Source organism: Streptomyces sp. NBC_00670, assembly GCF_036226765.1.
Classification (GTDB): Bacteria; Actinomycetota; Actinomycetes; order Streptomycetales; family Streptomycetaceae; genus Streptomyces.
In genome coordinates, this window is record NZ_CP109017.1 from 4,155,001 (window position 1) to 4,176,594 (window position 21,594).

17 protein-coding genes and 2 rRNA genes are annotated in these 21,594 nt (G+C 69.9%); 16 read left to right on the forward strand and 3 right to left on the reverse strand.

The window, feature by feature from the left end:
• Positions 1-153 precede the first annotated feature (153 nt).
• The 11 genes from OIE12_RS18435 to OIE12_RS18485 all read left to right on the forward strand — a co-directional run bounded on the left by OIE12_RS18435 (position 154) and on the right by OIE12_RS18485 (position 11,531).
• Positions 154-3,277 (forward strand): 23S ribosomal RNA (locus tag OIE12_RS18435).
• An 87-nt stretch (positions 3,278-3,364) separates the two neighbouring features.
• Positions 3,365-3,481: ribosomal RNA gene (gene rrf, locus OIE12_RS18440) — 5S ribosomal RNA — on the forward strand.
• Between the two features lie 61 nt (positions 3,482-3,542).
• The gene (locus tag OIE12_RS18445; RefSeq protein WP_329136712.1) at positions 3,543-4,187 is read left to right on the forward strand and encodes an HAD family hydrolase; all 645 of its coding nucleotides are present in this window, start codon (positions 3,543-3,545) and stop codon (positions 4,185-4,187) included.
• 104 nt (positions 4,188-4,291) lie between these two features.
• A complete protein-coding gene (locus OIE12_RS18450; RefSeq protein WP_329136714.1) occupies positions 4,292-5,047 on the forward strand; it encodes a VC0807 family protein in 756 nt (251 codons plus the stop codon).
• 111 nt (positions 5,048-5,158) lie between these two features.
• A complete protein-coding gene (locus OIE12_RS18455) occupies positions 5,159-6,394 on the forward strand; it encodes an MFS transporter (protein WP_329136716.1) in 1,236 nt (411 codons plus the stop codon).
• Complete coding sequence (locus OIE12_RS18460; protein ID WP_329136719.1) at positions 6,345-7,517, forward strand: acetoin utilization protein AcuC; 1,173 nt, start codon at positions 6,345-6,347, stop codon at positions 7,515-7,517. The genes OIE12_RS18455 and OIE12_RS18460 overlap by 50 nt, the downstream gene beginning before the upstream one ends.
• A gap of 160 nt (positions 7,518-7,677) precedes the next feature.
• Positions 7,678-8,493 (forward strand): phosphatase, encoded by an 816-nt coding sequence (locus OIE12_RS18465; RefSeq protein WP_329136722.1) that lies wholly within the window; start codon positions 7,678-7,680, stop codon positions 8,491-8,493.
• A 130-nt stretch (positions 8,494-8,623) separates the two neighbouring features.
• Positions 8,624-8,836 carry a helix-turn-helix domain-containing protein gene (locus OIE12_RS18470; RefSeq protein ID WP_329136724.1) on the forward strand — a complete coding sequence of 71 codons (213 nt, stop codon included), beginning with the start codon at positions 8,624-8,626 and terminating at the stop codon, positions 8,834-8,836.
• Positions 8,837-9,019: 183 nt separating this feature from the next.
• Entirely contained in the window at positions 9,020-9,118 is a 99-nt protein-coding gene (locus OIE12_RS18475; RefSeq protein WP_003948845.1) for a 30S ribosomal protein bS22, read from the forward strand.
• 234 nt (positions 9,119-9,352) lie between these two features.
• Complete coding sequence (locus OIE12_RS18480) at positions 9,353-10,435, forward strand: NAD-dependent epimerase/dehydratase family protein (protein WP_329136726.1); 1,083 nt, start codon at positions 9,353-9,355, stop codon at positions 10,433-10,435.
• Positions 10,436-10,478: 43 nt separating this feature from the next.
• Positions 10,479-11,531: a lysophospholipid acyltransferase family protein gene (locus OIE12_RS18485; RefSeq protein WP_329136728.1), complete on the forward strand. Its 1,053-nt coding sequence runs from the start codon at positions 10,479-10,481 to the stop codon at positions 11,529-11,531.
• Between the two features lie 168 nt (positions 11,532-11,699).
• Here the strand turns inward: OIE12_RS18485 and OIE12_RS18490 are convergent, their stop codons facing one another.
• The 3 genes from OIE12_RS18490 to OIE12_RS18500 form a co-directional block, all read right to left on the reverse strand.
• Positions 11,700-12,938 carry a DUF5667 domain-containing protein gene (locus OIE12_RS18490; protein ID WP_329136729.1) on the reverse strand — a complete coding sequence of 413 codons (1,239 nt, stop codon included), beginning with the start codon at positions 12,936-12,938 and terminating at the stop codon, positions 11,700-11,702.
• A 305-nt stretch (positions 12,939-13,243) separates the two neighbouring features.
• Positions 13,244-14,017, reverse strand: a complete 774-nt coding sequence (locus OIE12_RS18495) for an ECF subfamily RNA polymerase sigma factor, BldN family (protein WP_329136731.1) — start codon at positions 14,015-14,017, stop codon at positions 13,244-13,246.
• A 351-nt stretch (positions 14,018-14,368) separates the two neighbouring features.
• Complete coding sequence (locus tag OIE12_RS18500; protein ID WP_329136733.1) at positions 14,369-15,304, reverse strand: HAD family hydrolase; 936 nt, start codon at positions 15,302-15,304, stop codon at positions 14,369-14,371.
• A gap of 361 nt (positions 15,305-15,665) precedes the next feature.
• Between OIE12_RS18500 and OIE12_RS18505 the strand changes: the two genes are divergently transcribed.
• From OIE12_RS18505 to OIE12_RS18525, 5 genes are all read left to right on the forward strand, one after another.
• The gene (locus OIE12_RS18505; protein ID WP_329136735.1) at positions 15,666-15,929 is read left to right on the forward strand and encodes a glutaredoxin family protein; all 264 of its coding nucleotides are present in this window, start codon (positions 15,666-15,668) and stop codon (positions 15,927-15,929) included.
• A 325-nt stretch (positions 15,930-16,254) separates the two neighbouring features.
• A complete protein-coding gene (locus OIE12_RS18510) occupies positions 16,255-17,079 on the forward strand; it encodes a redox-sensing transcriptional repressor Rex (protein ID WP_329136737.1) in 825 nt (274 codons plus the stop codon).
• On the forward strand, positions 17,076-18,866 hold the full coding sequence (locus OIE12_RS18515; RefSeq protein ID WP_329136739.1) for a glutamyl-tRNA reductase: 1,791 nt from the start codon (positions 17,076-17,078) through the stop codon (positions 18,864-18,866). The genes OIE12_RS18510 and OIE12_RS18515 overlap by 4 nt, the downstream gene beginning before the upstream one ends.
• A complete protein-coding gene (gene hemC, locus OIE12_RS18520) occupies positions 18,863-19,834 on the forward strand; it encodes a hydroxymethylbilane synthase (protein WP_329136741.1) in 972 nt (323 codons plus the stop codon). The genes OIE12_RS18515 and hemC overlap by 4 nt, the downstream gene beginning before the upstream one ends.
• A complete protein-coding gene (locus tag OIE12_RS18525) occupies positions 19,831-21,558 on the forward strand; it encodes a bifunctional uroporphyrinogen-III C-methyltransferase/uroporphyrinogen-III synthase (RefSeq protein WP_329136743.1) in 1,728 nt (575 codons plus the stop codon). Before hemC ends, OIE12_RS18525 begins: the two co-directional genes overlap by 4 nt.
• The last annotated feature ends 36 nt before the right edge of the window (positions 21,559-21,594 follow it).

Consider the following 21,594-nt stretch of genomic DNA (forward strand, 5'->3'; position numbering starts at 1 on the left):
GTGAGGGTGTCGGGCACGCTGTTGGGTGTCTGAGGGCACGGCCGTGAGGCTGGGTCTTCGGGATGCTGGCCCCAGTGCACTCGGGATGTTGTTCCCGGGGTGATGGGTGGTTGGTCGTTGTTTGAGAACTGCACAGTGGACGCGAGCATCTGTGGCCAAGTTTTTAAGGGCGCACGGTGGATGCCTTGGCACCAGGAACCGATGAAGGACGTGGGAGGCCGCGATAGGCCCCGGGGAGTCGTCAACCAGGCTTTGATCCGGGGGTGTCCGAATGGGGAAACCCGGCAGTCGTCATGGGCTGTCACCCGCTGCTGAACACATAGGCAGTGTGGAGGGAACGCGGGGAAGTGAAACATCTCAGTACCCGCAGGAAGAGAAAACAACCGTGATTCCGGGAGTAGTGGCGAGCGAAACCGGATGAGGCCAAACCTTCGACGTGTGAGACCCGGCAGGGGTTGCGTCGTGGGGGTTGTGGGTTCTTTCTTCTGTCGTCTGCCGGCGACAGGACGAGTCAGAAACCGTTGATGTAGGCGAAGGACATGCGAAAGGTCCGGCGTAGAGGGTAAGACCCCCGTAGTCGAAACGTCAGCGGCTCGTTTGGAAGATACCCAAGTAGCACGGGGCCCGAGAAATCCCGTGTGAATCTGGCGGGACCACCCGCTAAGCCTAAATATTCCCTGGTGACCGATAGCGGATAGTACCGTGAGGGAATGGTGAAAAGTACCGCGGGAGCGGAGTGAAATAGTACCTGAAACCGTGTGCCTACAAGCCGTGGGAGCGTCGGACATCAGCTTGCTGGTGTCTCGTGACTGCGTGCCTTTTGAAGAATGAGCCTGCGAGTTTGCGGTGTGTTGCGAGGTTAACCCGGGTGGGGTAGCCGTAGCGAAAGCGAGTCCGAAGAGGGCGTTTTTAGTAGCACGCTCAAGACCCGAAGCGGAGTGATCTAGCCATGGGCAGGTTGAAGCGGCTGTAAGAGGTCGTGGAGGACCGAACCCACCAGGGTTGAAAACCTGGGGGATGACCTGTGGTTAGGGGTGAAAGGCCAATCAAACTCCGTGATAGCTGGTTCTCCCCGAAATGCATTTAGGTGCAGCGTCGTGTGTTTCTTGCCGGAGGTAGAGCACTGGATAGGCGATGGGCCCTACCGGGTTACTGACCTTAGCCAAACTCCGAATGCCGGTAAGTGAGAGCGCGGCAGTGAGACTGTGGGGGATAAGCTCCATGGTCGAGAGGGAAACAGCCCAGAGCATCGACTAAGGCCCCTAAGCGTACGCTAAGTGGGAAAGGATGTGGAGTCGCAGAGACAACCAGGAGGTTGGCTTAGAAGCAGCCACCCTTGAAAGAGTGCGTAATAGCTCACTGGTCTAGTGATTCCGCGCCGACAATGTAGCGGGGCTCAAGCGTACCGCCGAAGTCGTGTCATTGCGATATGTACCCCCAACGGGGATCGTGATGGGTAGGGGAGCGTCGTCTGCCGGGTGAAGCAGCACCGGAAGGTAGTTGTGGACGGTTGACGAGTGAGAATGCAGGCATGAGTAGCGATTCACACGTGGGAAACGTGTGCGCCGATTGACTAAGGGTTCCTGGGTCAAGCTGATCTGCCCAGGGTAAGTCGGGACCTAAGGCGAGGCCGACAGGCGTAGTCGATGGATAACCGGTTGATATTCCGGTACCCGCTGTGGAGCGTCAAACATCGAGCATCGTGATGCTAAGGCCGTGAAGCCGCCGGGTGCGTCTTCGGACAATCTCGGAGTGGTGGAGCCGCCGGCCCAAGCGGTTAGTAGGTGAGTGATGGGGTGACGCAGGAAGGTAGTCCATCCCGGGCGGTGGTTGTCCCGGGGTAAGGGTGTAGGCCGGACGGTAGGTAAATCCGCCGTTCATGGGGCTGAGACCTGATGCCGAGCCGATTGTGGTGAAGTGGATGATCCTATGCTGTCGAGAAAAGCCTCTAGCGAGTTTCATGGCGGCCCGTACCCTAAACCGACTCAGGTGGTCTGGTAGAGAATACCGAGGCGTTCGGGTGAACTATGGTTAAGGAACTCGGCAAAATGCCCCCGTAACTTCGGGAGAAGGGGGGCCACACCTGGTGATCCGTCTTGCACGGTGAGCTGGGGGTGGCCGCAGAGACCAGCGAGAAGCGACTGTTTACTAAAAACACAGGTCCGTGCGAAGCCGTAAGGCGATGTATACGGACTGACGCCTGCCCGGTGCTGGAACGTTAAGGGGACCGGTTAGCTCACTTTCGGGTGGGCGAAGCTGAGAACTTAAGCGCCAGTAAACGGCGGTGGTAACTATAACCATCCTAAGGTAGCGAAATTCCTTGTCGGGTAAGTTCCGACCTGCACGAATGGCGTAACGACTTCTCGACTGTCTCAACCATAGGCCCGGTGAAATTGCACTACGAGTAAAGATGCTCGTTTCGCGCAGCAGGACGGAAAGACCCCGGGACCTTTACTACAGTTTGATATTGGTGTTCGGTTCGGCTTGTGTAGGATAGCTGGGAGACTGTGAACATCGGACGCCAGTTCGGTGGGAGTCGTCGTTGAAATACCAGTCTGGTCGTGCTGGATGTCTAACCTGGGTCCGTGATCCGGATCAGGGACAGTGTCTGATGGGTAGTTTAACTGGGGCGGTTGCCTCCTAAAGGGTAACGGAGGCGCCCAAAGGTTCCCTCAGCCTGGTTGGTAATCAGGTGGTGAGTGTAAGTGCACAAGGGAGCTTGACTGTGAGACCGACGGGTCGAGCAGGGACGAAAGTCGGGACTAGTGATCCGGCGGTGGCTTGTGGAAGCGCCGTCGCTCAACGGATAAAAGGTACCCCGGGGATAACAGGCTGATCTTCCCCAAGAGTCCATATCGACGGGATGGTTTGGCACCTCGATGTCGGCTCGTCGCATCCTGGGGCTGGAGTCGGTCCCAAGGGTTGGGCTGTTCGCCCATTAAAGCGGTACGCGAGCTGGGTTTAGAACGTCGTGAGACAGTTCGGTCCCTATCCGCTGCGCGCGTAGGAGTCTTGAGAAGGGCTGTCCCTAGTACGAGAGGACCGGGACGGACGAACCTCTGGTGTGCCAGTTGTTCTGCCAAGGGCATGGCTGGTTGGCTACGTTCGGGAGGGATAACCGCTGAAAGCATCTAAGCGGGAAGCCTGCTTCGAGATGAGGACTCCCACCCACTTGATGGGGTAAGGCTCCCAGTAGACGACTGGGTTGATAGGCCAGATATGGAAGCACTGTAAGGTGTGGAGTTGACTGGTACTAATAGGCCGAGGGCTTGTCCTCAGTTGCTCGCGTCCACTGTGTTGGTTCTGAAACCACGAACAACCGCTGCCATGTGAATGGTGTGCCGGGTTGTGTGTTTCATAGTGTTTCGGTGGTCATAGCGTAGGGGAAACGCCCGGTTACATTCCGAACCCGGAAGCTAAGCCTTACAGCGCCGATGGTACTGCAGGGGGGACCCTGTGGGAGAGTAGGACACCGCCGAACAATACGTATAGAAAACCCCGCACCTCACGGTGCGGGGTTTTCTGCGTTTAGGGTGGCGTTCATGCGCTATGACCTCGTCATCTTCGACAACGACGGTGTCCTCGTCGACAGTGAGCCCCTTTCCAACACCCTGCTCGCCGCCTACCTCACCGAGCTGGGGCATCCCACCTCCTACGAGGACTCCCTGCGCGACTACATGGGCGCCGCGATGCACCGTGTGCACGATCTGATCGAGGAGCGGACCGGACAGCGGTTGCCGGAGGACTTCGACGACGTCTTCCACGCGCGCGTGTTCGCCGCGTTCGAGCGGGAGCTGCGGCCCGTGGCCGGTGTCGGCGCCGTACTGGAGAAGCTGGCGGCGGACGGGGTGCCGTATTGCGTGGCCTCGTCCGGGAGCCATGAGCGGATCCGGGTGGGGCACCGGGCGGCCGGGCTCGGCCAGTGGTTCGAGGAGAGCCGGATCTTCTCCTCGCAGGACGTGGGGCGGGGAAAACCGGCGCCGGATCTGTTCCTGTACGCCGCCGAGCGGATGGGTGTGCCGGCCGAGCGGTGTGCGGTGGTGGAGGACAGTCCGCTCGGGGTGCGGGCGGCCGTCGCGGCCGGGATGGACGTGTACGGGTTCACCGCGATGACACCGCCCGAGCGGCTCGCCGAGGCCACTCAACTGTTCGGGGACATGGGGGACTTGCTCGACCTGCTGCGATGAGGCGGGGCATGACCCCGTCCATGGTCCCGGGCTGACATTTGTCATGCGGAGCTCCGGACGATCGTTTCTACTGGCCGAGGGGGTCCGGACGCGAAGCTTTACCCATGACGACGAACACCGCAGCAGCCCGCCGGAGCCCCCTCGCCCACCTCAAGCCGCTCCTCCTCGACGTCGGCCTGCCCATCGGGTCGTACTACCTCCTCAAGGACGCCCTCGGACTCGGCACCGTCGCCGCTCTGGCCTGGAGCAGCGTCCCGCCCGCCGTGCGTACCGTGTGGGGCCTGGTGAAGGAGCGCACGTTCAACGTGCTGTCGAGCCTGATCCTCTTCGTCAACGTCGTCGGGGTGCTGCTCAGCTTCCTCGCCGGTGATCCGCGGCTGATGCTTGCCAAGGACAGCGGCGTCAGCAGCGCGATCGGGATCGGCATCCTCGTCTCCGTCGCGCTCGGCCGGCCCATGATGACGGCGGCGCTGAAGCCGTGGCTGGTCAAGGGGGACGCCGGGCGCGAGGCCGCCTGGGAGCGGCTGCTGGGCGGGTCGCCGGCGTTCCGGCGGGCCGAGCGGCGGTTCTCGCTGGTGTGGGGTGCGGTGCTGCTCGGCGAGTGCGTGCTGCGGGTGGTCGGGGCGTACACGATCCCCGTGGACACCATGGTGTGGCTGGGCTCGGTCGTCATGGTCGCCGCGATGGCTCTCGGGTTCCTCGTCAGCGGTGCGGTGGCCGCCGCGCCCATGGCGCACATGCTGATCGCCGAGGCGGAGGGTGCGATGGGCGAGAAGCGGCAGGACGTCGTCATCGCCCCTGCCGCCCCTGCCGTCTCCGCCGCCCCCGCTGCGCCGGTCGCCGCGGCCGTCGCCCGCTGAGGCGCCGTACGCCGAGGCCGGTCGGGACCGGTCGGCCTCGCCCGAAGCTGAGTGAAGTTCATCTTTCACCGCATCTACCCACCGGTAGCCCGGGGCCCTACGCTCGCCGCCATGACAGATGTGCTGCGGCGCGGTAGGGCCTCTTTGGCGTTCAGCTTCTTCGCGCAGGGCGTCGCCTTCGCTCTCCTCGTCACGCGCATCCCCGCGATCCAGGACCGCTACGGCGTCTCCGACGCGCTGCTCCCCGTCTTCCTCGCCGCCGTGCCGATCCTCGCGGGCGTCGGCAGTGTGACGACCGAGCAGTTGGTCAGGCGAATCCGGCCGAGCCGATTGCTGCGGTGGTCGCAGCCGGTGGTGCTGCTGGCCCTGGTCGGGGTCGGCTCGGGGGACCGGATGCCCGTGCTCGGCGTCGCGCTCGCCGTGTTCGGGCTGTCCGTCGGGGCGCTGGACGCGTCCATGAACATGCTCGGGGTGAGCCTGCAGCGGGCGTACGGGCGCAGCATCATGCTCGGTTTCCACGCCGCGTACAGTCTGGGCGGCATCCTCGGTGCCTCGCTCGCCTGGGCCGGGGCGCACTGGCACCTCGCGCTGTGGGTGTCGTACGCGCCGGTGGTGCTCGTGCTGCTGCCGGCGGCGTTCGTGGGCAGCCGGTGGTACGTCGACGGGGAGCGGGTCGAGCCGTCGGAGGTGGTTGCCGGTGGTGCCGGGGGCGGGGCCCTTGTCTTCCGGATGCTGTTGCCGTTCTGCCTGGTGATGACCTTCGCGTACATCGGGGACTCGACCGTGTCGAACTGGAGCGCGAAGTACCTGCAGGACGTGCTGGGCAGCAGCGAGCAGCTGGCGACCGTGCCGTACAACGTGTACATGGTGACGACCCTGGTGGGCCGGTCGCTCGGGGATCTCGGGGTGCGGCGGTTCGGTGCCGCGGCGGTCGTACGGGTCGGGGCGGTGGTCGCGGCGGTGGGGTTCGCGGTGGTGGCGTCGGCGCCGGGGGCCTGGGTGGGGATGCTGGGGTTCACGCTGCTGGGGCTCGGGCTGTGCGTGCTGGTGCCGGGGACGTTCGCGGCGGCCGGGCGGCGGGCCTTCGCGCACGGTGGGGCGGAGGCGTCGGACGCGGCGATCGCACGGCTCAACGTCTTCAACTATGTCGGCTTCCTGATCGGATCGCCGCTGGTCGGGGCGTTGGGGGATGCGTGGAGCTACCGGGGCGCCATGTGCGTGCCGATGGTGCTCGTCCTTGTGACGCTGGGGTACGCCCGCTCGTTCGCGCCGCGCGCGGACAGATACGGTGACGGGCATGAGCGGGCGCGCACGGCTGATGTGGGACGAGCGGGTAACGGGCTATGACTTCGGGCCGGACCATCCGATGGATCCGGTCCGGCTGGCGCTGACGAAGGACCTCGTCGACGCGCTCGGGCTCGACCGGCACGTGGAGGTGGTCGCGGCCCGGGCCGCCGGGGAGTCGACGCTGCGGCTCGTGCACCGCGAGGACTACATCGCGGCGGTGCGGGCGGCGTCCGCGGATCCGGCGGCGGCCGACGCGAAGTACGGGCTCGGCACGCTGGACGATCCCGCGTTCGCCGGGATGCACGAGGTGTCCGCGCTGATCGCGGGGCAGTCGGTGGGTGCGGCGGAGGCGGTGTGGCGCGGGGAGGCGCTGCACGCGGTCAACTTCTCGGGCGGGCTGCACCATGCGATGCCGGCCGGGGCGTCCGGGTTCTGCGTGTACAACGACGCGGCGCTCGCGATCGCCCGGCTGCTGGAGCTGGGCGCGGAGCGGGTCGTGTACGTGGATGTCGACGTGCACCACGGGGACGGGGTGCAGGCGGCGTTCTGGGAGGACCCGCGGGTGCTGACGATCTCGCTGCACGAGCATCCGCGGACGCTGTTCCCGCAGACGGGGTGGCCGGAGGAGACGGGGGCGCGGGGGGCCGAGGGATCGGCGGTGAACGTGGCGCTGCCCGCGGGCACGGGGGACGCGGGGTGGTTGCGGGCGTTCCATGCGGTGGTGCCGGAGCTGGTGGCGGGGTTCCGGCCGCAGGTGGTGGTGTCGCAGCACGGGGCGGACACGCACTTCGAGGATCCGTTGGCGCATCTGGCGGTGTCGTTGGACGCGCAGCGGGCGGTGCAGGTGGCGTGTCACGAGCTGGCGCACGAGTACGCGGACGGGCGGTGGGTGGCGCTCGGTGGGGGCGGCTATGCGGTGGTGGACGTGGTGCCGCGGTCGTGGGCGCATCTGGTGGGCGTGGTGGCGGGGCGGGAGGTGGCGCCGGAGACGGTGACTCCGGAGGGGTGGCGGCAGAAGGTGTATGCGCGGACGCGGCAGTTGGGACCGGGGCGGATGACGGACGGGCGGTGGCCTGTCTCTTACGCGGGGTGGGAGGCGGGGTACGACCCGGCGGATCGGTTGGACCAGGCGGTGTTGGCTACGCGGCGGGCGGCGTTTCCGCTGCGGGGGTTGTTGCCGTAGGGGGTGCGCCCGGGAGGTTTCTCGCCCCCGCCGCCCCTACCCTTCCCATCCCTTCAAGTGGCTCCGGCCCTTGGACCCCGGCACGGGGCTTCGCCCCGTTGCGCAGTTCCCCGCGCCCCTCAAAAACCCGGGGGCGCCCCCCGTCGTAGCATTCCGTAGCGTGGCGGTTACCGAGGGGTTGCGGGAGTATCTCGTGCGGGTGGGGCTCGCGGGGGTCGTGGGGACTTCGCGGGAGGTCAGTCTGCGGAGTTACCGGTTGTTCGGGGTGCGGGATCCGCGGGTGACGATCGGGGTCGATCCCGAAGGGGTATGGGACGAGCGGGATGTGCTGCGGCTCATGGCCGAGAAGTGTGGCGTTTCGGCCGACCCCCGGTGCACTTCCGGTCAGGATGTGATCGACCCCGGTCGTACCGTCGTCGCCCTGGATGCGTTCGCCGCCCGGCTCGAGCGGGCCGCGCGGTACCGGGAACCCGTGCTGCTCGGCACGGGTCACCCGCACCGGCTCCTCGGTTTCTACGCCGCGCTCGCAGACGCCTTGTCGACGGCGGGATGTACTGTCCTCACCCCCGCGCAGGGTCGCTGTGTCGACATAACGACCCGGTTCGGTCTACGCACCCACAACCTCGCGTACGTACGGGGAGTCGGGTGCGTCCGGGACCCCGCCGCCGAAGCCGCCGGTTGTGAGCCCGGCGCACACGCGCACTCGCCGCTGCCCGTCCGGCTCGCCCTGGCGGCGGCCGCGGCGGCCGGTGAGCCCCTTCCCGCGCTGGTGATCGGCGATCATGGATGGCTCTGCGGCGCAGGTCAGCTGGGGTTCGAGGCGATCGGACCGGCCGATGTGAACGACCCCGCGCCCTTCGTGGGGCAGGCGGAGGGGCGCGTGTCCGTCGTCGTGCCCCTCGATGACGCTGCGCGGTCCTCTTACTACCGGCCGCTTACTCGCTATGTACTCAATCGAGCGTGTCTGTCACAGTAGGCCGCCGGTGAGATCCCCCTCTTCCCCACTTGCATCACCCGCCCCTAGTCTGGGGAGTGAGCACGCAACGACGAAGAGTCACCGGAAGGGGAAGCCGGTGGCCGTCGAGTGCGGAAGGTTCAGGTGTGTCATGGCTGCTGCTGGCGAGAGGCCTCTGAACGAGGTTCAGTTCCTGACCGTGGCGGAGGTCGCCGCGGTGATGCGAGTGTCGAAGATGACCGTGTACCGGCTGGTGCACAGCGGTCATCTGCCGGCGATCCGGGTGGGCAGGTCCTTCCGGGTGCCGGAGCAGGCGGTGCACGATTACCTCAAGGACAGCTTCGTGGGGGTGGAGACGGCCTGACAGTCCAAGGGCGGTCCAAGGGGGCGGTGCGAGGACGGTCTCCGGGCGGTCCTCGTACGGTCCTCGGCCCCCCGGAACCCTCGATTACAAGCTCGGCGCCCGGTGCGGGTAGGCTGGCCCCTCGTAGGTCGTATGGGCCCATGGCGCCCAGCACCGAGTGATGAGAAGTGAGCGAGGGTAGTCGTGGGCTCTGTTATCAAGAAGCGGCGCAAGCGGATGGCCAAGAAGAAGCACCGCAAGCTGCTGAAGCGCACGCGAGTGCAGCGCCGCAACAAGAAGTAAGCCGCGCCCGCAGTACGCGGTATGCGGTGGCGCGCGCGACGCGTCGCGGCGTGTTCTGTGGCCCTCCGCCTTTCGGGGCGGGGGGCCACAGCCGTCTCCGGGCACCGGTCCCGTCGGCCGGATCCGGTGGTTGGGCGTGACAGCGGGCGTCCGGTTCTGATCGGATGGCGACAGCGGGTGTGGGTGCGGCACAGCCCCACCGGAGCCGACGGCGGCGGAAGGAAGGCACTGGTCTTGGGAAAGGTCGTGCTGGTGACCGGGGTGGCCCGTCCGTTGGCGGGCCGGTTCGTGCGGCGGATCGGGCGCGACCCGGACGTCGACCGGGTCGTCGCCGTGGACGCCGTCACCCCCGAGCACGACCTGGGCGGCGCCGAGTTCGTCCGGGCCGACATCCGGCAGCCGACCATCGCCCGCGTGCTCGCCCAGACCTCCGTCGACACGGTCGTCCACATGGACATCAGCGGCACCCCGCTGGGCAGCGGCAGCCGGGCCTCGGTCAAGGAGACCAACGTCATCGGCACGATGCAGCTGCTCGGCGCCTGCCAGAAGTCGCCGAAGGTCTCGCGGCTGGTCGTGAAGTCCAGCACGAACGTGTACGGCTCCGCGCCCCGCGACCCGGCCGTCTTCACCGAGACGACGCCGCCGAAGTCGCTGCCCAGTGGCGGCTTCGCCAAGGACACCGTCGAGGTCGAGGGGTACGTCCGCGGGTTCGCGCGGCGCCGTCCGGACGTGGCCGTGTGCGTGCTGCGGTTCGCCAACATCCTGGGCCCGAGCGGGGATTCGCCGCTCGCCTCGTACTTCTCGCTGCCCGTGCTGCCCACCGTGTTCGGCTACGACCCGCGGTTGCAGTTCGTGCACGAGGACGACGTGATCGAGGCGCTGCGGATCGGCGCCGGCGAGGAGCGGCGGGCCACGCTCAACAGTGGCACCTTCAACATCGCGGGCGAGGGGGTGCTGCTGCTGTCGCAGTGCGCACGGCGGCTCGGCCGGCCCACCGTGCCGCTGCTGCTGCCCGCCGTCACCTGGGCCGGTTCGGCCGTCCGTACGCTGGGGATGACGGACTTCTCGCCCGAGCAGATCCGGCTGCTGACGCACGGCCGGGTGGTGGCGACGAACCAGATGCGCGACACGCTGGGTTTCACCCCCGCGTACACGACCGCCGGGACGTTCGAGGACTTCGCGCGCGGCCGGGGGCCCGGGCTGCTCCCGCCGCGGGCCGTGGCCGGGATCGTCGACCGGATCGCCGCCCTGCCCGCGCGGGCAGGCGGCCGGCCCCCGGCCCGTCCTTCGGCGCCGGGCGCCGGGAACGCCCACTGACGCAGAGCGCCCAGCAGAGCGCCAACCGAGGAGCGCAGCAACGATGGCGGACGCCAAGGTCATTCCGTTCGACGACGACCGGTCCCGCGGGCCCGCCGCGCACCGGTCCCCGCGGCGCCGGGGCCCGGCCGCCCGGCGCGGCGGCGAACCGGCGGCGGGGGCCCGCGGTGTCACGGCCGTGCCCGACGGGGCGGGCGCGCAGGAGGATGTCCCCGTGACGGACGTGGGTGAAGAGACGGGGCCGGGCGAGGGCGACGGCGGTCTGGAGCGGCGCATCGCCGGCGGGCTCGCCTTCCTGCGCCGCCGGCTGACCGGCGAGTACGAGGTCGACGACTTCGGCTACGACGAGGAGCTCACCGACCAGGTCCTGATGTCGCTGCTGCGCCCGCTGTACGAGAAGTACTTCCGGGTCGAGGTGAAGGGCATCGAGAACATCCCGGCGGAGGGCGGGGCGCTGATCGTCGCCAACCACTCCGGGACGCTGCCGATGGACGGCCTGATGATGCAGGTCGCCGTCCACGACCACCATCCGGCGGGGCGGCATCTGCGCCTCCTCGCGGCCGATCTGGTGTTCGTGCTGCCGGTCGTCAACGAGCTGGCCCGCAAACTCGGCCACACCCTCGCCTGCGCGGAGGACGCGGCCCGGCTGCTGGAGCAGGGGGAACTGGTCGGGGTGATGCCGGAGGGGTTCAAGGGGCTCGGCAAGCCCTTCGGCGACCGGTACAAGTTGCAGCGCTTCGGCCGCGGCGGCTTCGTCTCGACGGCGCTGAAGCACGGCACGCCGATCATCCCCTGTTCGGTCGTCGGGGCGGAGGAGATCTACCCGATGATCGGCAACTCCAGGACGCTGGCGCGGCTGCTGGGCTTCCCGTACTTCCCGCTGACGCCCACGTTCCCGTGGCTGGGGCCGCTGGGCGCGGTGCCGTTGCCGACGAAGTGGACGATCCAGTTCGGCGAGCCGATCCCGACGGACGGCTATCCGCCGGAGGCGGCCGAGGACCCGATGCTGATGTTCAACCTGACCGACCAGGTCAGGGAGCAGATCCAGCACACGCTGTACAAGCTGCTGGTGCAGCGGAGGTCGGTCTTCTTCTGAGCCGGTCACCGTTCTCAGAGGACGTACGACGGCGAGGACGTACGACGGCGAGGACGTACGACGGCGAGGACGTACGACGGCGAGGACGTACGACGGCGGGGGCGCCCCCTGGCACAAGGGGCGCCCCCGCCGTCGTAGCCGTACCCGTGCTCGTACGCGCCCTCGTTCCTACTCCGCGTCCTCGCTGTCGATGCCGAGGCCGGGCAGCAGGCCCGGGAGGAGGGGCGGGAGGGTGACGTCGGGCTCCATCGTCGGGTTCTTGCTGCTGCCGGCCGACGGGCTGGTGCCGGTGCTGTGCTCCGGCGGGTCGAGCAGGCCGCCGGTGTTGCCGCCGAGCAGCCCCTCGTCGTGACCGTGCGAGGAGGACGGCTCGGGTGTGTCGGCGCCGCCGCTGCGGCTGCTGCCCGACGCGCTGCGGTGGCCGGTGCCGGGCTCCGGGTCGTCGCCGCGGGCGGAGCCGGTGGACGAGGCCGGGGCGGAGCCCTGTTCGTCGTCGGTGCCGTCCTCCGTCGGGGCCGGGGGCAGGAGCGAGCGCAGCGGGGCCACCTCGTCGTTTATGGCGGCGAAGACCTCCGTCACCTCACCCGCGACGTCCCCGAGCTGGACCGGGAGGCGCCTGCTCAGCTCGCTCCACGCCTCGCGGTGCGAGCGGGAGAAGGCGGAGAGGGCCTGGATGGGGCCGAGTGAGTCGGGGTCGTGCGCGTAGGCCTCGTGCAGCAGGCGGTGGCCCTCGGAGGCGTCGTGCCGCATGCCGTTGAGCGCGCGGCGGACCTCGCCCAGGGATTCGTGGTCCAGGGGGCCGGAGCGGTCGCGCTCCATCAGCCGGCGGGCCTCGCTGAGCCGCGTGGACGCCTGGTCGAGGTAGAGCCGGCCGCGGTCCGAGTCGCCGTGGGCCAGGTTGAGCCGGACGTCCTCGATGCCGCGTTTGAGGCCGTAGAGCGAGTCACCGGGCAGGGCGTCCGTGCTCGCGGCGGCGACTCCGCCGAAGGACGCGGCGGCCACGCCGAGGCCGAGCCCGCCGGCGGTGAGGCCCTTGGCGAGCCGGGTGCGCGGGCGGAGTTTGCCCAGCGGGCTCGCCCGGTGCGCACCCCGCGCGCGGGCGTCGCGCTGTTCGGGCACCGCGGGATCCGGCGCCCCGCCCCCGGCCGTGCCCTCGCGCAGCATGGCCTCCATCGCGGCCACGAGCTGGGCGCGCTGGACCACCTTGACCTCGGGGTCCAGTTGCGGTTTGGGCAGCTCGCCGAGGCCCGCGGCGAGGGCGAGCAGACGTTGCTGCCCGGCCTCCTCCGTGGTCGGGGCCGTGTCCGGAAGGTCGGGCTGTTCGGCCGCCGGGCCCCGGTCGGTCAGCTCCTCCAGGGCCTGGGCGAAGGCGTTCGCCCGCCGGTGCGCCGATACGTTCGCGATCACTGGCGGCACCTCCTCTCGTCATGACGGTCGACTCCCCAGGGGGTCCTGAGGGTTGCACACCTCCGACCAGTGCACACGAACGAGTGAGCAGAGTCGGCAAGGTGTGACCACAGGGAGCCTGTATCCCGCACAACGAGCGGCTTGGCACTTGGGTTACGGACGCCGGACGATCCGGCTGTACGGCCAACCGGCCGTCGACAGAAGGTGAGTTGAGGTGACACCCCGTGAGCGGGGGTCGGTGGGCGTCGGCCGGCGCCCCTGGACGTCAGCCTGTGTCCCTGGCGTCGAGCCCGCTTCCCCTGACGTCAGCGGGCGTCCTCGGGCAGCAGCCGGGCGAGGGTGCGCACGGCGCGGTACTGGAGGGTCTTGATGGCGCCTTCGTTCTTGCCCATGACCCGGGCGGTCTCGGCGACGGACAGCCCCTGGAGGAACCGGAGCGTGACGCACTCCTGCTGCTGGGGGTTGAGTCTGCGGACGGCCTCGAGGAGGGCGGCGTTGGAGAGGTGCTCCAGGACGGAGTCCTCGGGGGAGCGCTCGACCTCGTTGGCGTCGAGCATCTCGCCGGTGGTGACCTCCAGCCGGAAGCGGCTGGACTTGAAGTGGTCGGCGACGAGGTTGCGGGCGATCGTGACCAGCCAGGCGCCGAAGTCGCGGCCCTGCCAGGTGAAGGTGCCGATCCGGCGCAGGGCGCGCAGGAAGGTCTCGCTGGTGAGGTCCTCGGCCGTGGCCTTGCTGTTCACGCGGTAGTAGATGTAGCGGTGGACGGTGTCGCTGTACTGGTCGTACAGGCGCCCGAAGGCTTCGGCCTCGCCGGCCTGGGCGCGCTCGACGAGTTCCATCATGCGGGCGCTGTCACTGTCCGCCGCCGGGCGGCGGGCGGTGGGGGCGGAACTCGGCCGGCCGCGTCTTCCGCCGACGGCGGCGCTGCCGTCCGCCAGTGCGTAGCAGGGGCCTACGGGCGCGGTGGCGGCGAAGGCGGGGACGGCGTACGCGGTCGGGACGAGACCGCGCAGCAGGTTGTGGACCGTAGCGCGGAGCGTAGCCAGGCCCGAGGCGTCAACCCCGACGTGTGGGTACACGGGACTCCCAGAGGCAGAGCTTCCATCACGTGCAGTACGGAACCATTCACCCGTCGTAGCGACGGAGGGGTACCGGTTTGCGTCTGAGGAGAATAACGCTTCGTACAGGCTGCGCTACGCCCAGTTGCTGAAATCATCGATTACGTCGCTTCTGTTGCGCTTCGAAGCGCGTTTGCGTGTCACCGAGTGACCGCTTGTTGACCGCTCGGCTTCGGGTTCCGGCTATGTCCGACGTATTGGCGGCGATCGGCTACGGGGGTGGGAGGGGGCCTCGAACGGGTGCGCCGGTGGGTGCCGACGACGGGGATGCCGGCGATGCCTGCGCGCGGGGCGGCGACGCCCGGGTGCGGGTCAGCGACGCCGGCGGGTCAGGGCGATCGCGGCGGCCGTGCCGCCCGCCACGGCGCCGACGCCCGCCGCCGCGGGGATGCCGACCTTGGCCGCCTTGCGGCCGGTGCGGTAGTCCCGCAGGCGCCAGTCCAGCTGCCGGGCGTGCTTGCGGAGCTTGGCGTCGGGGTTGATGGCGTACGGGTGTCCGACGAGGGACAGCATCGGGATGTCGTTGTGGCTGTCGCTGTACGCGGCGCAGCGGGTGAGGTCCAGGCCCTCCGCCGTCGCCAGGGCGCGGACGGCCTCCGCCTTGGCCGGGCCGTGCAGCGGTTCGCCGACGAGCCTGCCGGTGTAGACGCCGCCGACCGACTCGGCGACGGTGCCGAGCGCGCCGGTCAGGCCGAGGCGGCGGGCGATCACCGTGGCGATCTCGACGGGGGCGGCCGTCACGAGCCAGACCTTCTGGCCGGCGTCGAGGTGCGCCTGGGCGAGGGCGCGGGTGCCGGGCCAGATGCGCTCGGCCATGTACTCGTCGTAGATCTCCTCGCCGATCGACTGGAGCTCGGCGACGCGGTGGCCCTTGACGATGGAGAGCGCGGAGTCGCGGGCCTCCTGCATGTGCTCGGGGTCCTCGACGCCGGCCAGTCGGAACCAGGCCTGCTGCCAGGCGAAGCGGACGAGGTCGCGGGTCTCGAAGAACTTGCGCTTGTACAGGCCGCGGCCGAAGTGGAACAGGGCGGCGCCCTGCATGACGGTGTTGTCCAGGTCGAAGAAGGCGGCGGCCCGGTCGTCGCCGAGGACGGGGAACTCGGGTTCCTGTGCCTCTTGTTCGGGGGCGGCCTGGGCGGTGGCGTCCTGGGACGTCTTGCGCGCGGCCTCCGCCGAGGCCTCGCCTGCGAGCACGCTGCGCGCGGTGGCGGAGCGCCTACGGGGGGTGAGCCATGCGAGAGCGGCCATGCGGTGAGCATAGCCAGTCGGTTTGCGCGTTCCGCTCCGCGGAGGTGGCCGGGTCGTGAACGTGCCGGTCCCTCCGGGGGCGGGGGTGCGTGTCCGGCTGCGGGGCGTCGGGAGCCATTCGCGCGGTTTCCTCGCCCCCGCCGCCCTTACCCTTCCCGTCCCTTCAAGGGGCTCCGCCCCTTGGACCCCGGACGTGCGGGTGGGTGGGGTCTTCTCGCGCAGTTCCCCGCGCCCCTTTTAGGGGCGCGGGGAACTGCGCATCTTTTGGGGGTCCGGGGGCTTGCCCCCGGGGACGGGAAGGGTAGGGGCGGCGGGGGCGAAGGAAGGTCGTAGGGGGCGCGCCCGGGGGAGAATAAGGGGTATGCCGCCTCTGTTTCGGCGCGCTTCGCGCGCTTCGCTCGTCACCCTCGTGCGCAAACCCGGCTGTCACCTCTGTGACGACGCTGAGGCCGTCGTCGCCAAGGTGTGTGCCGACCTCGGCGTCCCCTGGGAGCAGAAGGACATCACCCAGGACGAGGACCTCAACCGCCGCTACTGGGAGCAGATCCCCGTCGTCCTCATCGACGGTGAACAGCACACCTTCTGGCGAGTGAACGAAGACCGCCTGCGTAAAGCCCTCGGCTGATCCCCCGGCGTCACCCCGCCCGGCCGGCCCACCTGACCGACCAGTCCAACAAACCCCTTCCGTCGCTTAGGATCGAAGGCGTTCGTATCTCGGGGGGCGGGATCGTCGAGGAGAGTGTGCGGTTTTGCCCCCAGGAGGAGAGGAACACGTGTGCACTCGCACCGGTTCCCAAGAACCCCACCACCCCCGCGTGAGCCCGGTCACGTTGGCCGGGCAAATCGGACACCATCTTTGTGCACGCGTTCACAAAGACATAGCCTGCTTTCGACGGGGCGGTCCGGGGACACACGACCGCCTGCAGCCCCGCTCTACCCGCAGGAGCACCGTGGCAACTGGCCGAACTCACCGACCGGCGACCCGCAGCCGAGGAATTCCCGAGGCCACCGTCGCCCGTCTCCCGCTGTACCTCCGAGCCCTCACCGCACTGTCGGAGCGCTCGGTGCCCACGGTCTCCTCGGAGGAGCTCGCGGCCGCGGCGGGGGTCAACTCCGCCAAGCTGCGCAAGGACTTCTCCTACCTCGGCTCCTACGGGACCCGTGGCGTGGGGTACGACGTCGAGTACCTCGTCTACCAGATCTCCCGTGAGCTGGGGCTGACGCAGGACTGGCCGGTCGTCATCGTCGGTATCGGAAACCTCGGCGCCGCCCTCGCCAACTACGGAGGGTTCGCCTCCCGCGGCTTCCGTGTCGCCGCGTTGATAGACGCGGACCCGGCGCTGACCGGCAAGGCCGTCGCGGGCATCCCGGTGCAGCACACCGACGAGCTCGAGAAGATCATCGACGACAACGGCGTGTCGATCGGCGTCATCGCCACCCCGGCCGGCGCCGCCCAGCAGGTCTGCGAGCGGCTCGTCGCCGCCGGTGTCACCTCCATCCTGAACTTCGCGCCGACCGTGCTGTCCGTCCCCGACGGCGTCGACGTGCGCAAGGTCGACCTCTCCATCGAGCTGCAGATCCTCGCCTTCCACGAACAGCGCAAGGCCGGCGAGGAGAACCCGGGCGCCGGCATCGACGGCGCCCTCCCGGCCGCCGAGGAGCCCCCGGCCGCCGTCAAGCGGACCGCCAGGAGCCAGGCCCCGGCCGTCGCCGAGCAGTCCGTCTCCCCCGATCAGGGGCCCGACGGGGACGTCCCCGCCGTGATGCCGGCATGAGTCTCCTCGTCGTCGGACTGAGCCACCGCAGCGCCCCCGTCAGCGTCCTGGAGCGCGCCGCCCTGAACGCGGACGCCCAGGCCAAGCTGGTCCAGGACACGGTCGCCGCCGAACCGGCCACCGAGGCCGCGGTGCTCGCCACCTGCAACCGCATAGAGCTCTACGCCGACGTGGACAAGTTCCACGCGGGCGTCGCCGAGCTGTCCACGCTGCTCGCCCAGCACAGCGGGGTCGGTCTGGACGAGCTCACTCCTTATCTTTATGTGCACTACGAGGACCGCGCCGTCCACCACCTGTTCTCGGTGGCCTGCGGGCTGGACTCGATGGTCGTGGGCGAGGGCCAGATCCTCGGCCAGATCAAGGACTCCCTCGCCACCGCGCAGGAACTGCACACCGCCGGACGGCTGCTGAACGACCTGTTCCAGCAGGCGCTGCGGGTCGGCAAGCGCGCCCACTCCGAGACCGGCATCGACCGCGCCGGCCAGTCCCTGGTCACCTTCGGCCTGGAACAGCTCGCCGCCGGCGCCCCGGTGGAGGGCTGGGCCCGCGGCAAGCGCGCCCTGGTGATCGGCGCCGGCTCCATGTCCTCGCTGGCCGCGGCGACGCTCGCCCGGGCCGGGGTGGCCGAGGTCGTGATCGCCAACCGCACCCGGGAGCGCGCCGAACGGCTCGCGCGGATCCTCACCGAGGGCGACGACACGGACGTCCTCGCCAGGGCCGTTGCGATGGAAACGGTGCCCGCCGAGCTGACACGTGCCGACGTCGCGGTGTCCTGTACGGGCGCGACCGGCCTGGTGCTGAGCGCCCAGGAGGTCGCCGCGGCCGTCGAGGGCCGCGTCCCCGCGCCGCGCGTCACGGCCGGTGCCACCGCTCCCGCGCCCGCCGCCGCGAGCCCCGCGCAGCCCGCCACCGGTGACGAGAACTGTCCGCTGGACCTGTCCGCCGTGCGGGGCGCCGCCACCGGTTTCTCCGTCGCGGGCGAGGCCGCCGTCGCCGGTCTGGACGCCGCGGCGCTCGAACAGCACGCCGCCTGGGTCGACAAGGGCACCGGCACCGCCGACCGCCGCGAGGGCGGCCGCCGTACGCCGGAGCGCACCCCCGAGGACGACGCCGAGCTGATCGCCGCGCTCGCCGCCACGGCCACCGCCGTCGGCCGCATCCCCGAGCGCCGCGTCCCCGAGCCCGTGGCCGAGATCCCGCGCCCCACCCCCGTGCTGTCGGTGCTCGACCTCGCGATGCCCCGGGACGTCGACGCGGCCGTGCACCGGCTGCTCGGCGTACGCCTGGTCGACATCGAGTCACTGGCCGACGCCTCCGCCGACGCCCCGATGGCGGCCGACGTCGAGCAGGTCCGCCGCATCGTCTCCGACGAGGTCGCGGCGTTCGGCGCCGCCCAGCGGGCCGCGCACATCACCCCGACGGTCGTCGCGCTGCGTACGATGGCTGCCGACGTGGTCGCGAGCGAGATCGCCCGGCTCGAAGGACGCCTGCCGGACCTCGACGACAAGCAGCGCGGCGAGATCACCCAGACCGTGCGGCGCGTCGTCGACAAACTGCTGCACGCCCCGACCGTACGGGTCAAGCAGCTGGCCGCCGAGCCCGGCGGCGCCGGGTACGCGGACGCGTTGCGCACCCTGTTCGACCTGGACCCCGAGACGGTCGCCCGGGTCTCCCGGGCGGACGGTGCCGACCGGCCCCCGGTCGGCGCGGTCACCGGCCTCGCGGCCCCGGGTCCCACGAGCACCATGAAGAACACCGAGAACGCCAGGAACCGAGGGCGAGCATGACTGAGCAGGCACTGAGGCTGGGGACCAGGCGCAGCAAGCTGGCCATGGCCCAGTCCGGACAGGTGGCCGATGCCGTCAGCCAGGTGACCGGACGGCCCGTCGAGCTCGTGGAGATCACGACGTACGGCGACACCTCGCGCGAGCACCTGGCGCAGATCGGCGGCACCGGCGTGTTCGTCGCCGCCCTGCGCGAGGCGCTGGTGCGCGGCGACGTCGACTTCGCCGTCCACTCGCTCAAGGACCTGCCGACCACGCAGCCCGACGAGCTGACGCTGGCCGCCGTGCCGAAGCGCGAGGACCCGCGGGACGTGCTGATCGCGCGGGACGGGCTTACCTTCACCGAGCTGCCGGCCGGCGCCCGCGTCGGCACCGGCTCGCCGCGCCGCATGGCGCAGCTGAACGCGTACGCCCGCAACCACGGCATGCGGATCGAGACGGTGCCGATCCGCGGCAACATCGACACCCGGATCGGATACGTCCGCAGCGGTGAGCTGGACGCGGTCGTACTGGCCGCCGCCGGCCTGAACCGGATCGGCAGGACGTCCGAGGTGACCGACTTCCTGTCGGTCGACACCGTGCTGCCGGCCCCCGGCCAGGGGGCCCTGGCGGTCGAGTGCCGGACGGCGGACAACGCCGCCGACGCCGCACTCACCCTCGCGCTCGCGGAGCTCGACGACCCGTTCACCCGGGCCGCCGTCACCGCCGAGCGAGCCCTGCTCGGCGCCCTGGAGGCCGGCTGCAGCGCCCCCGTGGGCGCGCTCGCCGACCTCCAGGCCGACGGGCAGATTGTCAAGGAAATGCGCCTGCGCGGCGTCGTCGGCACGACCGACGGCTCGACGCTGGTGCAGCTGTCCACCACCGGTTCCGTGCCCGAGACGCACGACCAGGCAATGGCGCTCGGTCGCGAACTCGCCTCCGAGATGCTGGCCAAGGGCGCGGCCGGTCTGATGGGGGAGCGAGCGCAGTGAGCCCCACCAACCTTCCCGCCGGCCACGTATCCGGGCACGTCACCTTCCTGGGTGCCGGACCCGGGGATCCGGGGCTGCTGACCCTGCGCGCCGTGGAGGCGCTGGCGCACGCGGACGTCCTCGTCGCCGAGCCGGACGTGCTCGACGTCGTACGCGTGCACGCCCCGCCGGGCGTCTCCGTACTGCCCGCGGACGCCGCTGCGTGGTCGTCTTCCTCTACGTCTTCTACGTACGCGGGCACGGGCACGCCTCAACTGGCAGTCGTTGACGATGCGTCAACAACCGCCGTGGTCCCCGCATCCAGGGATGCCGCCAATCTTGTCATGGAGGCCGCGCGGGGCGGCAGGCGGGTCGTGCGTGCGGTGACCGGGGACCCCGGGCTCGACACGTGCGCCGCCGAGGAGATGCTGGCCTGCGCCGCCGCGGGCGTCACCTTCGAGGTGGTGCCCGGCATCGCGACCGCCGTCGGCGTGCCCGCGTACGCCGGGGTGCCGCTGCGGGACGCCGAGGGCACGGACGTCCGGTTCGTGGACGCCCGTACCGCCTCCGACCGCTGCTGGAGCGAGGTCGGCGCCTCCGACTGCACGGTCGTCGTCTCCACCACGCTGGACTCGGTGGCCGTCGCCGCGGGCGAACTGGTGACCGGGGGGCGCAAGCCGGACACCCCGCTGACCGTGACGGTCGCCGGGACGACGACCCGTCAGCGCACCTGGGCCGCCACGCTCGGCACGATCGCGCAGACGCTGAAGCAGGCCAAGGTGCTGCCCTCGCCGGAGGGCGGCCGCCCGGTGATAGCCGTCGTGGGCGAGCGCTCCGCCGCCGCCCAGCGCGAGCGGCTGTCCTGGTTCGAGTCCAAGCCGCTGTTCGGCTGGAAGGTGCTCGTGCCGCGCACCAAGGAGCAGGCGGCCTCGCTCTCCGACCAGCTGCGCTCGTACGGCGCCGTGCCGCACGAGGTCCCGACGATCGCCGTCGAACCGCCGCGCACGCCCCAGCAGATGGAGCGCGCGGTCAAGGGCCTGGTCACCGGCCGCTACGAGTGGATCGCGTTCACCTCGGTCAACGCGGTCAAGGCGGTCCGGGAGAAGTTCGAGGAGTACGGCCTGGACGCGCGCGCCTTCGCGGGCATCAAGGTCGCCGCGGTCGGCGAGCAGACCGCCAATGCGCTGATCGCCTTCGGCGTCAAGCCGGATCTGGTGCCGAGCGGCGAGCAGTCGGCGGCGGGTCTGCTGGAGGACTGGCCGCCGTACGACCCGGTGTTCGACCCGATCGACAGGGTCTTCCTGCCGCGTGCCGACATCGCCACGGAGACGCTGGTGGCCGGCCTGATCGAGCTGGGCTGGGAGGTCGACGACGTCACCGCCTACCGCACGGTGCGCGCCTCGCCGCCGCCGGCGGAGACGCGTGAGGCGATCAAGGGCGGCGGCTTCGACGCGGTCCTGTTCACGTCGTCCTCGACGGTCCGGAACCTGGTCGGCATCGCCGGCAAGCCGCACAACGTCACGGTCATCGCCTGCATCGGCCCGGCGACGGCGAAGACGGCGGAGGAGCACGGGCTGCGGGTGGACGTCATGTCCCCCGAGCCGTCCGTGCAGAAGCTGGCGGAGGCGCTGGCGGACTTCGGCGCCCGCCGCCGCCGTGCGGCGCTGGAGGCGGGCGACCCGGTCACCCGCCCGAGCGAACGCCGCCCCGGTTCGCGGCGGAGGCGGTCGACGACCACGACGTAACGGTTCGCTGTCCTGCTTACGGCTGTGCCCCCGTAC